The sequence below is a fragment of the Rhizobium mongolense subsp. loessense genome (genome assembly GCF_900099775.1).
Classification (GTDB): Bacteria; Pseudomonadota; Alphaproteobacteria; order Rhizobiales; family Rhizobiaceae; genus Rhizobium; species Rhizobium loessense.
On sequence record NZ_FMTM01000001.1, the window covers coordinates 265,438 to 278,303 of the forward strand.

Annotated in this window: 14 protein-coding genes; 12 read left to right on the forward strand and 2 right to left on the reverse strand. The window is 61.6% G+C overall.

Features of this window, described 5'->3' with window-relative positions; translation table 11 throughout:
• Positions 1–128 precede the first annotated feature (128 nt).
• From BLP23_RS01380 to BLP23_RS33540, 8 genes are all read left to right on the forward strand, one after another.
• On the forward strand, positions 129–989 hold the full coding sequence (locus BLP23_RS01380; RefSeq protein ID WP_092583219.1) for a MurR/RpiR family transcriptional regulator: 861 nt from the start codon (positions 129–131) through the stop codon (positions 987–989).
• A 104-nt stretch (positions 990–1,093) separates the two neighbouring features.
• On the forward strand, positions 1,094–3,028 hold the full coding sequence (locus BLP23_RS01385; protein WP_092583220.1) for a bifunctional 5-dehydro-2-deoxygluconokinase/5-dehydro-2-deoxyphosphogluconate aldolase: 1,935 nt from the start codon (positions 1,094–1,096) through the stop codon (positions 3,026–3,028).
• 24 nt (positions 3,029–3,052) lie between these two features.
• Positions 3,053–4,897 (forward strand): 3D-(3,5/4)-trihydroxycyclohexane-1,2-dione acylhydrolase (decyclizing), encoded by a 1,845-nt coding sequence (iolD, locus tag BLP23_RS01390; RefSeq protein ID WP_092583221.1) that lies wholly within the window; start codon positions 3,053–3,055, stop codon positions 4,895–4,897.
• A gap of 21 nt (positions 4,898–4,918) precedes the next feature.
• Positions 4,919–5,818: a myo-inosose-2 dehydratase gene (iolE, locus tag BLP23_RS01395; protein WP_092583222.1), complete on the forward strand. Its 900-nt coding sequence runs from the start codon at positions 4,919–4,921 to the stop codon at positions 5,816–5,818.
• Positions 5,819–5,867: 49 nt separating this feature from the next.
• Complete coding sequence (gene iolB, locus BLP23_RS01400) at positions 5,868–6,665, forward strand: 5-deoxy-glucuronate isomerase (protein WP_092583223.1); 798 nt, start codon at positions 5,868–5,870, stop codon at positions 6,663–6,665.
• 91 nt (positions 6,666–6,756) lie between these two features.
• Positions 6,757–6,981, forward strand: a complete 225-nt coding sequence (locus tag BLP23_RS01405) for a DUF1127 domain-containing protein (protein ID WP_092583224.1) — start codon at positions 6,757–6,759, stop codon at positions 6,979–6,981.
• Between the two features lie 60 nt (positions 6,982–7,041).
• The gene (locus BLP23_RS01410; RefSeq protein WP_092583225.1) at positions 7,042–7,872 is read left to right on the forward strand and encodes a helix-turn-helix domain-containing protein; all 831 of its coding nucleotides are present in this window, start codon (positions 7,042–7,044) and stop codon (positions 7,870–7,872) included.
• Between the two features lie 101 nt (positions 7,873–7,973).
• Complete coding sequence (locus BLP23_RS33540) at positions 7,974–8,135, forward strand: hypothetical protein (protein ID WP_167363813.1); 162 nt, start codon at positions 7,974–7,976, stop codon at positions 8,133–8,135.
• 23 nt (positions 8,136–8,158) lie between these two features.
• Here the strand turns inward: BLP23_RS33540 and BLP23_RS01415 are convergent, their stop codons facing one another.
• Positions 8,159–8,593, reverse strand: a complete 435-nt coding sequence (locus tag BLP23_RS01415; protein ID WP_092584217.1) for a glyoxalase superfamily protein — start codon at positions 8,591–8,593, stop codon at positions 8,159–8,161.
• A gap of 335 nt (positions 8,594–8,928) precedes the next feature.
• Here BLP23_RS01415 and BLP23_RS01420 point away from each other — a divergent pair, with 335 nt between their 5' ends.
• Positions 8,929–9,279: a hypothetical protein gene (locus tag BLP23_RS01420; RefSeq protein WP_022714617.1), complete on the forward strand. Its 351-nt coding sequence runs from the start codon at positions 8,929–8,931 to the stop codon at positions 9,277–9,279.
• Between the two features lie 277 nt (positions 9,280–9,556).
• Complete coding sequence (locus BLP23_RS01430) at positions 9,557–10,423, forward strand: LysR family transcriptional regulator (RefSeq protein WP_092583227.1); 867 nt, start codon at positions 9,557–9,559, stop codon at positions 10,421–10,423.
• Positions 10,424–10,468: 45 nt separating this feature from the next.
• On the opposite strand, the gene BLP23_RS01435 is transcribed toward BLP23_RS01430, so the two are convergent.
• Complete coding sequence (locus tag BLP23_RS01435) at positions 10,469–10,915, reverse strand: baeRF12 domain-containing protein (protein ID WP_022714615.1); 447 nt, start codon at positions 10,913–10,915, stop codon at positions 10,469–10,471.
• Positions 10,916–11,184: 269 nt separating this feature from the next.
• On the opposite strand from BLP23_RS01435, the gene BLP23_RS01440 reads away from it, so the two are divergent.
• Both BLP23_RS01440 and BLP23_RS01445 read left to right on the forward strand, forming a co-directional pair.
• On the forward strand, positions 11,185–11,592 hold the full coding sequence (locus BLP23_RS01440) for a pilus assembly protein PilZ (protein ID WP_092583228.1): 408 nt from the start codon (positions 11,185–11,187) through the stop codon (positions 11,590–11,592).
• A 94-nt stretch (positions 11,593–11,686) separates the two neighbouring features.
• The gene (locus BLP23_RS01445) at positions 11,687–12,799 is read left to right on the forward strand and encodes a pyridoxal phosphate-dependent aminotransferase (RefSeq protein WP_092583229.1); all 1,113 of its coding nucleotides are present in this window, start codon (positions 11,687–11,689) and stop codon (positions 12,797–12,799) included.
• The last annotated feature ends 67 nt before the right edge of the window (positions 12,800–12,866 follow it).

A 12,866-nucleotide genomic window follows, 5' to 3' on the forward strand; every position in this document is an offset into this window, starting at 1 on the left:
CGTCAGGCAACGTCGAGTATCGTTCAAAACCCTTCATTTCCAGGGGATTAAAAACAGTTAGGATCGAAAAGCGAAATCATTTATGCTTTTGAATATGGAATATTTGTTTCATCGCATGGACCGCCTGCATGGATAACGACACCAAGAGATTTGTGCGCGTGCCCCGCGATTTCGAAAGCCTGCGCAGCACGATCATCGAGCGCAAGGCAAGTATGCCGAAGCGGCTGGCCCAGGTCGCCGCCTTTGCACTCGGCAATCCGGACGAGATTGCCTTCGGCACGACGGCGAGCATCGCGGCGGCTTCGGACGTCCAGCCGTCGACGCTGGTGCGGCTCGCCCGTCACCTCGGCTATGAAGGCTTCTCCGACCTCCAAAGCATTTTCCGCGAGCGGCTGCGCGAGCGGACGCTGAGCTACGAGGAGCGCCTCGCCACGCTGGAGCAATCCGAAGGTGACGAGGATGCCAATCTGCTTTCAGGGTTCATCGCCGCGGCCACCCAATCCATCAACCGCATGGCGGCGACGGTCGAGACGGAGACCTTCACCAGGGCCGTCGACATCCTGGCGGCGGCGGACACCATATTTCTTATAGCGAAACGCCGCTCCTATCCGCTCACGGCGCATATGACATACGCCCTTTCAAAACTTGGCATCCGCCACCAGATCGTCGCTTCGCCGAATGGTGTCGATCCGGAGATGGTGCAGTTCGCAACGCCGAAGGATGCGGCGATCGCCGCCAGCTTCTCGCCCTACGCTGCCGACAGCCTCAGCCAGGCCGAAGGGTTGGCCGATCGCGGCGTGCCGGTTGTCGCGATCACCGATTCGGCTTTCTCACCGCTTGCGGCCCGCGCCGCCTGCTGGTTCGAAGTTGCCGAAGCTGACTTTGCCGGCTTCCGCTCGCTTTCCGCTTCCATGGCGCTGGTGATGGCGCTGCCGGTGGCGATCGCCGAGCGCCGGCGCAAACTTCACCATCCCAAAACCGCAAAATAGAAAATGGAATAAATATTCCGAATTGACAAAAACTCGGAACCAATGTTTCATTATTCGAAATCGGCAGGCGGCAAGGTCCTGCAGGAATCTAGCGGGAGGACATCATGGCACAATCGAATCCGGGTCTGCAGCCCGAGCCGTCTTTTGATGTAATCACCATCGGCCGCTCTTCCGTCGATCTCTATGGCCAGCAGATCGGTTCGCGGCTGGAGGACATCGGCTCGTTCGCCAAATCCGTCGGCGGCTGCCCGGCCAATATCGCCATCGGCACGGCGCGCCTCGGCCTCAAGTCCGGCCTGATCACCCGCGTCGGCAACGAACAAATGGGCCGCTTCATCATCGAGCAGTCGGCGCGCGAAGGTGTGGAAACTAAGGGCATCCAGACAGACAACGAACGGCTGACGGCACTCGTGCTGCTTGCGGTGGAGGCGGAAGGCGTTTCGCCGATGATCTTCTATCGCTCGGACTGTGCCGACATGGCGCTCGACGAGGGCGATATCGACGAGGACTTCATCCAGTCGTCACGCGCCGTTCTCGTGTCCGGCACACATTTCTCGCGACAAAACACTGAGGCTGCGCAGCGAAAGGCGATCCGGATCGCCAAGGCGAATGGCCGTAAGGTGATCTTCGACATCGACTACCGGCCGAACCTCTGGGGGCTTGCCGGCCATGCCGAGGGCTTCGAGCGCTATGTGAAGTCCGACCGCGTCTCGTCGAAGATGAAGGAGACGCTGCCGGACTGCGACCTCATCGTCGGCACCGAGGAGGAAATCCTGATCGCCTCCGGCGCGGATGACGTGCTCGGCGCGCTCAAGGAAATCCGCCGCCTCTCGCCGGCAACAATCGTGCTGAAGCGCGGCGCGATGGGCTGCATCGTCTACGACGGACCGATCGCCGACGATCTGGAAGCAGGCATCATCGGCCAAGGCTTCCCGATCGAGGTCTTCAACGTGCTCGGCGCCGGCGACGCCTTCATGTCCGGCTTCCTGCGCGGCTGGCTGAAGGACGAGCCGCTGAAGACCTGCGCCACCTGGGCCAATGCATGCGGCGCCTTTGCCGTCTCCCGCCTGCTCTGCTCGCCGGAATATCCGACCTGGGCGGAGCTCGATTTCTTCCTGAAGAACGGTAGCGAGCACCGCGCGCTACGCAAGGACGAGGCGATCAACCACATCCACTGGGCTTCGACGCGCAAGGGCGATATTCCGCTGCTGATGGCGCTCGCCATCGACCATCGGTCGCAACTCACTAGCGTTTGCGACGAGTTGGGCGTCGACTACAAGAAGATCGCCGCCTTCAAGCGGCTGGCCGTCGAAGCGGCAGCGCGCGTTGCCGGTGGCCGCGACGGCTATGGCATGCTGATCGACGAGCGGTTCGGCCGTGACGCCTTCTTCGATGCGGCGAGCAAGAATTTCTCTTGGATCGGACGGCCGGTCGAATTGCCGGGTTCGAAGCCACTGCGCTTCGAGTTCAGCCAGGATATCGGCTCGCAGCTTGTCGAATGGCCGCTCGACCACTGCATCAAGTGCCTGTGCTTCTATCATCCAGATGATCCGACCGATCTCAAGAGCAAGCAGCAGGAGAAGCTGCGCACACTCTTTCAGGCCGCGCGCAAAGTCGGCCGCGAACTGCTGGTGGAAATCATCGCCAGCAAGAATGGCCCGCTGACCGACGACACGATCTCGACGGCGATGGAAGAGCTTTACGCGCTGGGTATCAAGCCGGACTGGTGGAAGTTGGAGCCGCAGGCTTCGACGGCTGCCTGGAGGAAGATCGACGCCGTGATCGCCAAGAACGATCCGTGGTGCCGCGGCATCGTGCTGCTCGGCCTGGAGGCGCCGGCCGAAGAGCTCGTAAAGGGCTTCGAGGCAACGCTTGCCGCTCCTTCGGTAAAAGGCTTTGCCGTCGGCCGCACCATTTTTGCCGATGCGGCGCGCGCCTGGCTCTCCGGCAATATGAATGACGAGGAAGCAATCGCCGACATGGCCGGACGCTTCCGCCGATTGACAGAGGCCTGGTTGAAAACCCGCGGCCAGCATTAACTAAGAGCATTTGGGAGGCGCCCGATGGGCAAGACGATCCGATTGACGATGGCGCAGGCTGTTGCGCATTTCCTGAAGACGCAAATGACTGTCGTCGACGGCAAGAAGGTGCCGATCTTCGGTGGCGTCTGGGCAATCTTTGGCCACGGCAATGTCGCCGGCATCGGCGAAGCGCTCTATCAGGTGCGCGGCGAGCTGCCGACCTATCGCGCCCATAATGAACAGGGCATGGCGCATGCGGCGATCGCCTATGCAAAGGCAAGCTTCCGCCAGCGGTTCATGGCCTGCACGACCTCGATCGGCCCCGGCGCACTGAATATGGTGACGGCGGCCGGCGTCGCACATGTCAACCGCATCCCGGTGCTCTTCCTGCCGGGCGATGTCTTCGCCAACCGCGCGCCCGATCCGGTGCTCCAGCAGATCGAGGACTGGGGCGACGGCACGGTTTCGGCCAACGACGCGTTTCGCGCGGTGTCGCGCTACTTCGACCGCATTACCCGCCCCGAGCAGATCATCACGGCGCTGAAGCGCGCCATGCAGGTCTTGACCGATCCGCTGGATTGCGGGCCGGTGACGCTCTCGCTTTGCCAGGACGTCCAGGCGGAAGCCTTCGACTATCCGGAGAGCCTCTTCGAAGAAAAGGTCTGGACGATCCGCCGCCCGCAGCCGGACGCCGATGAACTGGCCTCTGCGATCACGCTGATCAAATCCGCCGAAAAGCCGGTGATCATCTCCGGCGGCGGCGTGCTCTATTCACAGGCGACGCTGGAACTTAGAGCCTTCGTCGAAGCCCACGGCATTCCCGTCGTCGTCAGCCAGGCCGGCAAATCCTCGATCGACGAGCGCCACCCTCTGGCGCTCGGCTCCGTCGGCGTCACCGGCACTTCGGCTGCCAACGCCATTGCTGAGGAAACCGACCTTATCATCGCCGTCGGCACCCGCTGCCAGGACTTCACGACCGGCTCCTGGGCGCTGTTCAAGAACGCCAAGCTGAAGATCCTCGGCCTCAACATCGCCGCCTACGATGCCTACAAGCATGACGGTCAGCCGCTGGTCGCCGACGCCCGCGAAGGCCTGAAGGCACTGTCGAAAGGGCTTGGCGACTGGAAGGCACCGGCAGCACTCAGGGAAAGGGCGACGAAGGAAAAGAGCGTCTGGATGGATGCTGCCAACAAGGCGATGGCTTCCACCAATGCCGCCCTGCCCTCGGATGCGCAGGTGATCGGCGCGGTGACGCGCTCGATCGAACTGGAAAAGGCGATCGGACTTTGCGCCGCAGGCGGCCTGCCGGGCGAGATGCACAAGCTGTGGCCAGCAACAGCCCCCGGCAGCTACCACATGGAATACGGTTTCTCCTGCATGGGTTACGAGGTCGCCGGCGGCCTCGGCACCAAGATGGCGAACCCGGACAAGGAGGTTTTCGTTCTCGTCGGTGACGGCTCCTACATGATGCTGAACTCCGAGCTCGCAACCTCGGTGATGATGGGCATCAAGGTGAACGTCGTCCTGCTCGACAACCGCGGCTACGGCTGCATCAACCGCCTGCAGATGGAAACGGGCGGTGCGAACTTCAACAACCTGCTGAAGGACTCCTACCACCAGGTGATGCCGGAAATCGACTTCCGTGCACATGCCGAGAGCATGGGCGCCATAGCGGTCAAGGTTTCTTCGATTGCCGATCTGGAGAGGGCGATTGCCGGATCGAAAAAGAACGACCGTACCTCGGTCTTCGTTATCGATACCGACCCGCTGATCACGACAGAAGCCGGCGGTCACTGGTGGGATGTCGCCGTTCCTGAGGTCAGCCCGCGCGAACAGGTCAACAAGGCGCGCAAGAACTATGTCGAAGCGCGCAAGCATCAACGCTAAATCACATATCCGGAGACAATGATGATCCGCTACGGGACCAACCCCATCGCCTGGAGCAATGACGACGACCGCACGATCGGCGCGCATTTGACGCTCGAGGACTGCCTCAGCGATTGCGAGAAGATCGGCTTCGACGGCATCGAGAAAGGCCACAAAATGCCGTCCGACGGCCACGAACTGAAGAAAGTGCTCGCCGCGCACAAACTCGTCTTCGTATCCGGCTGGCACTCGCTTAACCTGCTCGACCACAGTGTCGAGGACGAGAGACAAGCGATCCAGCCGCATCTCGACATGCTCAAGGCCAATGATTGCAAGGTGTGCATCGTCTGCGAAACGTCGAACGCCATCCACGGCAACGACGGCAAAGCTCTGGCCGACAAGCCGGCTCTCACCGACGATCAGTGGAAGAAGTTCGGCGCCGATATCGAGGCAATCGCGCAATATTGCGCGGATCAGGGCATTGATCTCGTCTATCATCACCACATGGGCACTGTCGTGCAGACAGGTGCCGAGATCGACAAGCTGATGGAGACTACTGGCCCGGCAACGAAGTTGCTGCTCGACACCGGACATGCCTGGTTCGGCGGCAGCGACCCGGTGGAAGTCGCGAAGAAGTACATGCACCGCGTCCGCCATATCCACGCGAAGAACGTCCGCCCGGAAATCCGCAATCAGGTCGAGGGCGACAAGCTCTCCTTCCTCGAAGGCGTGCGCCGCGGCGTCTTTACCGTCCCCGGCGACAAGGAGGGCGGCGTCGATTTCCTGCCGGTCCTGAGGGTCGCCGCCGAACACGGTTACGAGGGCTGGCTGGTTATCGAAGCCGAGCAGGACCCACTCAAGCGCAATCCATTCGAATATCAGTCGATGGGGCTGAAGGCACTGAAGGGTTTTGCGAAGGAAGCTGGGTTGGACAAGGGTTGAGTTGACTGCCCGGAGCCAGCATCCGCGGAGCTTACAAGGAGAAACCACCATGCCCAATCTCAAGGTCAAGCCGAACGGCACGAACGGCCGCGTCACCCATGTCACGCCGGAGAATGCCGGCTGGACCTATGTGGGCTTCGACCTCCACCGGCTGAAGCCGGGCGAAACTGCGTCCGGCGAGACCGGCGACCGCGAGGTCTGCCTTGTCTGGGTGAGCGGCAAGGGCAAGGCGAAGGCCGGTACCAAGGATTTCGGTACGCTCGGCGAGCGCATGAGCCCCTTTGAGGGCAGCCCGCATGCGCTTTATATCCCGATGGAATCGACCTGGTCGGTGACGGCCGAGACCGATCTAGAACTCGCCGTCTGCTCTGCGCCGGGCGGCGGCACCTACGAAGCGAAGGCCCTCCCGCCAGGCACCCATCCGGCACTCACGCGCGGCACGGGCACGAATGTCCGCTACGTTAACAACATCATGCCGGAGGATGACAGTTCGGCGCATTCGTTGCTGGTCGTCGAAGTCATCACGCCTGGCGGCCATACGTCTTCCTATCCGCCGCACAAGCACGACCAGGACAACCTGCCGAACGAAAGCTTCCTGGAAGAGACCTATTACCACCGCCTGAACCCGCCGCAGGGGTTCGGCTTCCAGCGCGTCTACACCGACGACCGCTCGCTGGACGAGGTGATGGTGCTGGAAGACGGCGACGTGACGCTGGTGCCGAAGGGCTACCACCCCTGTGCCGCCTGCCACGGCTACGACCTTTACTATCTCAACGTCATGGCCGGTCCGAAGCGCATCTGGAAGTTCCACAATGCGCCCGAGCACGAATGGCTGCTGAAGGCGTAGCGCCGCCTTCGATCGCTAAATAATCTGACAGCGCGAAAGACGCGCAGGTGGTTCATTGCCTTCATCCAATCAGTAAGGATGGAGGATCACAATGCGCGGCTCAAGCTTCATCCCGTCCCGGCGGTTGCCTTCCTCGCACGCGATGCGGCCATGGCTGCTTACAATCCTCATCGCGGCAGCCCGCTGGATGGCGCGCAAGATGGCCGAACGGCGCAATCGCAACGCCCTGCTCGAGCTTTCAGACGACCAGCTCAAGGATATCGGTCTTTCACGCGGCCAGACCGAAAGCGACGTCCATGTCTATTCACGCTACTGAGGTGTGATACCGTGCAAACAGGCCGGCCCCCATCGCCGCCTATCGGACCGGAAAGACTCGATGCCCCAGATATCGACCGCCCTGCTCTTGAAGACGAAGACCGTGACGATTCGTGACATCGTCTGCAGTGGGGAGTGCCGTCACAAGAGCGGCGATGAATCCGCCCACAGGACAAGCCTCGTCTATCCCTATCGCGGCGTCTTCATGCGCCATGTCGGCCGCAACGATACGGTGGCCGAAGCCAACCAGATGCTGTTCTTCAATGCCGGCCAGGGTTATCGGATCAGCCATCCGGTCGAAGGCGGCGATGCCTGCATCGATCTGGCGATCGACGAATCCGTACTTGCAGAGCTTGCGCCGAAAGAGCAGATGCAGGCAGGCGAACTTCTCTCCTTCCGCCGCCAGCGCCGTCGGATCGATCCGCGCGCCCAGGCGCTGGTTGCGCTGCTGCGCCATGGCCTGCACCGGCAAGCAGCCGAGCCGCTTGAGGCCGAGACACTGGCGCTGACACTCGTGCGCCGCTCGCTCGGCGAGCGCACCTCGCATGCCGCGGGCGCCAGCGCCGGACGGCAGAAGCTGGTCGACCGGGCAAAGCTCGTGCTCACTTCAGATCTCGCGCGCCGCTGGACCCTGGCCGAGATAGCCAAGGAAGTCGGCGTCTCGCCTGTCTATCTCACCCAGGTTTTCCAGCAGGTGGAAGCCACGCCGCTTTATCGCTATCAACTGCGGCTGCGCCTTGCCCGCGCCCTTGATCTTCTTGGAAAATACGAGGACCTCACCACGCTCGGCCTCGATCTGGGCTTCTCGAGCCACAGCCACTTCGGTGCCTCCTTCAAGCAGGCCTTCGGTCAGACGCCCGCCGAATTTCAACGCTTGGCGCGACTGAGGTGAACCGCAGGGCCGATCGCTAAAGATTTCGACAGCGGCGATGCCCCTCCTGATGATCTTATGATCTGGTCCCGGCGCGGGACGATCAAACGGAGGATCATCAGATGACGAAGACCACATGCGCTGCCTGCGACTGCGAACTCGGACCTCAGGCTATCAGCGCCAAACTCGGCGGCAAGACGGTCGAGGTCTGCTGCGAAGAATGCGCCGCAGCGCTGAAGGAGGCCGATGCCGCTGCAACCGCAGCGACGACCGGCAAGACCTAAGGCACTAGGAACTCTCCCCGCGGCTAGATATCGAGTATCAGGTGCGGCTGGGCGTTCGATGTCTTCCGTGGCGAGACGCCGTGCTTGTCAACCTGCGCGTTGATGCGCTGACGGAACGCGGAGAAGCTCTCGAAGGTCACGACATCCACCGGTTCATCGAAATGGATGGTGATCTTGTAAAGCCCACCGCCAGTCTCTGCGAGTGCCAGAACCTTGCCGGCAAACGGCTGGTTCAGGTAGCAGCCGCGCACGTGCGAGCCGACAAGGAGCGCAGCGATGGGATCGGCCTTCGGCTTTAATGCGAGAGCCGAAAGCGTATTCCAATCGCGCCGACCGTGTTGCTGGGCAACGAGTTCGAGCGCGGCCCCGTGCGAAATCGCAGTACCGCCTGTTTCCATCGCCTGGCGAAGTCGCTTTGCCTGGGCCTTCAGTTCATCGATAGTAAGATAGGTCGTCACGTGCTGAGCCTTTCGGAAGGCATGCCATTTTGACTGCAAAGGGAGCTCGCATTGCCGTCAGTCAGCATGCACCAATTGGCTGCGACGTGAACTTCGAGGACTTCACCATGGATTTTCATCCGCGAGCGGCCGGCGCCTCGAACCGGTGCCTGATATGGGCGAAGCGGCCCGCTGTGTCAACAATTGCCCCAGAATGGATCGCCCGGCTCTTCGCCATTGCGGAATCAAGGTTTTTTACGTCCAGCTACGCATAAGGCTCAAATTCTATTGGTCCGGTTCAGTACCTGTCAGCATTCATGCGTTACCTTTCAATCGTACAACGAGCGGAGGCTGAAATGGCCTTTCAGACGCACCTCAACGACGATAGCAACGAGCGGGAGAAATCCTACCGGGATTTCTCCCTCGATCGGCCCGGCAAGATCATTATCGTCGGCCATCACCTCAGCACCGGCACGCAGGTCCGCTGCCTGATCCGCACCATCAATCTCGCCGGCGCCGTCCTCGAAGTGAGCCCGACGCTCGAGGTTCCGAACCACTTTTTCCTGGAAATCCTCGGCATCCGCGACGAGATCGGTTCGACGGTCGTCAAACGCGAAGGCGAGCTTGTGACGATCAGCTTCAACATGCTGATCAATGCGGAATTCCTGCACCATGTGCTGCGCCTGAGCTTCGAAGCGGACGTCTGAGGCGCCGTGCTGCCCGGTCGGGAGCGCGGGCACTGTCGCGCGCCGCAAACCACACGATCAATGGCAGGAGCCACCGCAGGCCGTCCCATTCCTCCCCGTCGAGCGGGTCTGCCAGGGGATCGCGGCGGCGGCTTCTGTCTCTTGTCTCAAGCTCGTTCCAAAGAACTACCCAGTTGAGAAGCATTGTCAGGTTCTCCATCTATTCTGTGGGAGCACTTGAACTAAGCCTTCGCGGCAGCCGAATGTAGAGCCTGCGGAAGAAAGGGGGTTTTCAAAAATGAAAGACGCGAACTGGGACGATCTTCAACTCTTCTTCCATGTCGCGACCGCCGGCGGACTGTCGGCGGCAGCGTCAAAGACCGGCCTCAGCGCGCCGACGATCGGCCGGCGCATGCTGGCGCTCGAGCGCGCCACGGGCCGCGCGCTCTTCACACGCGGACCAACCGGCTATCTGCTGGCAAAAGACGGCACGGCGCTTCTGGAGCGCGTGCGCCTGATGCAGGAGGCCGCTCAGTCGATCTCCGACTGGCGCGGCGAAGTGCTGACCCTGCCAATCGTTTCGACGGCCGCCGACAGCTGGACGTCGCGTTTCATCGCCGACCACCTGGCAAGAATCTGGACGCCGAAAGACCGGTTCCGCATGTGCTACAAGACCTGCGACGCGGGCGTCGATTTCACCTATCGCGAAGCGCATATCGCCATCCGGCACAGCCGTCCGGAAAACGGCAATATCGCGATTCGGCGTTCGGTAACGGTAGCGCACGCCGCCTACCAGGCGGCAAGCTTCGACGATGACAACTGCAACTGGATTTCGCTGGGCACCGACATCGCGATCACACCGGCGGACAAATGGACCTTCGAGCAGCCGGACTATTGGATCACCGGCTGGACGAACACGCCACATATGCTCTTCCACCTGATCCGTGGCGGTGCCGGCCGCGGCGTGCTGCCATGCTTCATCGGCGATGCTGAGCCCGGCCTGACGCGCGCCGGACCGATCATCGAGCCGCTCACCTATGACACGTGGATCACGGCGCATGACGACGAGCGCCAGCGTCTGGAGGTGCGTACGGTCATCGACAGACTTGCCGCGCTTTTCGGCGAGAACGAGGATTTGTTTGCAGGACGAAAACGCGGTGGATGAAAAAAGCGCGAGCCTTTTTCCCGCGCTCTTCATCCGGTGAAACGATCAGGCAGCCAGGCGGCGCTCGATCTCATCGACCGGCATGTTGGTATAATCCTTGGGAACTTCTGCGGAGATGGCTGCCTGCGCTTCGGCACTCAGGTTCGGTCTCAAAGTACCGAGCGCCTTGGGCGGCGCAACCAGGATGATGCGGCTACCGTTTCTTTCACGGACGAGCTTATCCAACTTCGCGGCGATCCGCCTCAGAAAATCGGCTTCCGCCTGCTCCTGCCAGTCTGTTTGCTCCATGGCGCTGCCGCTCGTGCCGTCCGGAGCATGGGCCCGTCCAGGCTTATCTGTGCCGAGTTCGCGGGTGGGCTCGCTGGGTTGGCTCAGCGTCTCATGCACCTGCAGGTTCATGAGAAGCGCATTGCCTGCATTGCGCATGATCAACGCCTTCGCACCATCACAGACCACGACCCATGATTCCCACGGCACTTTGATGTCAGCCATTTTCGTTTCCTCTTAATGATAATTCGAAGCGAAATGCTTCATCGACAGAGGCAAAACGTACAGTAAATGAAAGAGTTCGCAGGGTCCACGCATAAATCGATTCGGAAAGGTGATCCGATGCCTGAACGAACGAAATCAGGCCTGTGCGCTTAAAACAAAATTAGCATTCGTTAAAATTGTCTCGATCCGTTTGACGAATGCGAAAAACATTCATGTGACGTTATGCGACAACAGGGCCAGGATGAGCTTGGCCCAGGGAGAGCCGCGTCATGTCCATGCTCCGAGCAACCCACCTTACTACGGTCAGATCGGAAGTTTACGACGTACGCTGGGAACAGTTCAACGTGCGGCGCCCGGCCCGCATCGTCGCCGTCCGCCCGTGCCTGACCGGCATCTCGCTTCGAAGCGCGGAGATCCTGGAGATTTCCCGCGGCGGCGCCACCTTCGTCGTCTCGTCGGCGGCCGGGCTGCCGAAACACTACTATCTCAACATTCTCGGCCTTGCCTATCGCATCGGCTGCGCGGAGGTCCATCGCAACAACGAGCGCATCGGTGTCCGCTTCATCAACACGCTGGACCCCGAAGTGCTTCGGCGCGTCGTTCGCGCCGACTTCATGGCCGGCAATCTCGAAGCGATCGAAGCGTATCGCGCGCCGCGTATCGAAAGCAGACCGTAACCCACGCGCGCGATAGAATAATCTTCCTTGCCTTGAGGATGGCAGTGCCTATTGTTGGCGCGATTTTTTCACCATCCCGGGAACCTGCATTTCGATGTCCGCCTTCTCGCGCTTTACGCCGCTGGTCAGCGTCCTTCCTTCCACCGTTCCCTTTGTCGGCCCCGAGGCCATCGAGCGCCAGCGCGGCCTCAAGGTCGAGGCCCGCATCGGCGCCAATGAAAACGGCTTCGGCCCCGCGCCCTCCGTGCTTGCCGCGATGCGGGAGCAGGCGGGCGATATCTGGAAATACAACGATCCGGAAAACTTCGATCTCCGCGAGGCGCTGGCTGCCCATCTCGGCGTGACGGCTGCCCATATCGCGATCGGCGGCGGCATAGACGAACTCCTCGGCCAGATCGTCCGCCTGGTGATCGAACCGGGAATGCCGGTCGTCACGTCGCTCGGCGGCTATCCGACCTTCAATTTCCATGTCGCAGGCTTCGGCGGGCGGCTGGTGACGGTGCCCTACGTCAACGACCGCGAGGATCTCTCCGGCCTGCTCGATGCGGTGAAGCGCGAAAACGCCCCGCTCGTTTACTTCGCTAATCCGGACAATCCGATGGGAAGCTGGTGGGATGCCGACAGGATCGTCGCCTTCGCCCGCGCCCTTCCGGAAACCTGCCTGCTGGTGCTCGACGAGGCCTATAGCGAAACCGGCCCGGCCGGCTCACTTCCCTCGATCGAGGCGCTGATCGGCCTGGCGAACGTCGTCCGCACCCGTACCTTCTCCAAGGCCTATGGTCTCGCCGGGGCACGCGTCGGCTATGCCATCTCGACGCCCGGCACGGCGCTCGCCTTCGACAAGATCAGGAACCACTTCGGCATGAACCGGCTGGCGACGGCGGCGGCACTTGCCGCGCTCAAGGATCAGGCCTACCTCGCCGAGGTCGTCGGCAATATCCATGCTGCGCGCGAACGCATTGCCTCGATCGCCCGCGCCAACCAGCTTTCGCCGCTGCCGTCTGCCACGAACTTCGTCGCAATCGACGCCGGACGCGAGGGTACCTATGCCCGCTCAATCGTCGACGGGCTGATGCAGCACGGCGTCTTCATCCGCATGCCGGGTGTCGCGCCGCTCAACCGCTGCATCCGCGTCAGCGTCGGGCCGGAGCGGGATATGGCCCTCTTCGAGGAAGCCCTGCCCCGGGTTCTCCGCTTGCTGGACTAAATGGAAAAACCGCGCCGGCCTTGTTCCTGCCGGTCGCGGTTTCCGTTCTCCCGGCCCGGCCCGATCC

Coding starts and splice junctions, on each gene's coding strand:
- BLP23_RS01405 (WP_092583224.1), top strand. CDS start 6,757: ATGCGCGGCTCAAGCTTCATCCCGTCCCGGCGGTTGCCTTCCTCGCAC.
- BLP23_RS01410 (WP_092583225.1), top strand. CDS start 7,042: ATGCCCCAGATATCGACCGCCCTGCTCTTGAAGACGAAGACCGTGACG.
- BLP23_RS01440 (WP_092583228.1), top strand. CDS start 11,185: ATGTCCATGCTCCGAGCAACCCACCTTACTACGGTCAGATCGGAAGTT.
- BLP23_RS01435 (WP_022714615.1), bottom strand. CDS start 10,915: ATGGCTGACATCAAAGTGCCGTGGGAATCATGGGTCGTGGTCTGTGAT.
- BLP23_RS01430 (WP_092583227.1), top strand. CDS start 9,557: ATGAAAGACGCGAACTGGGACGATCTTCAACTCTTCTTCCATGTCGCG.
- iolB (WP_092583223.1), top strand. CDS start 5,868: ATGCCCAATCTCAAGGTCAAGCCGAACGGCACGAACGGCCGCGTCACC.
- BLP23_RS01380 (WP_092583219.1), top strand. CDS start 129: ATGGATAACGACACCAAGAGATTTGTGCGCGTGCCCCGCGATTTCGAA.
- BLP23_RS01420 (WP_022714617.1), top strand. CDS start 8,929: ATGGCCTTTCAGACGCACCTCAACGACGATAGCAACGAGCGGGAGAAA.
- BLP23_RS01445 (WP_092583229.1), top strand. CDS start 11,687: ATGTCCGCCTTCTCGCGCTTTACGCCGCTGGTCAGCGTCCTTCCTTCC.
- BLP23_RS01385 (WP_092583220.1), top strand. CDS start 1,094: ATGGCACAATCGAATCCGGGTCTGCAGCCCGAGCCGTCTTTTGATGTA.
- iolD (WP_092583221.1), top strand. CDS start 3,053: ATGGGCAAGACGATCCGATTGACGATGGCGCAGGCTGTTGCGCATTTC.
- iolE (WP_092583222.1), top strand. CDS start 4,919: ATGATCCGCTACGGGACCAACCCCATCGCCTGGAGCAATGACGACGAC.
- BLP23_RS33540 (WP_167363813.1), top strand. CDS start 7,974: ATGACGAAGACCACATGCGCTGCCTGCGACTGCGAACTCGGACCTCAG.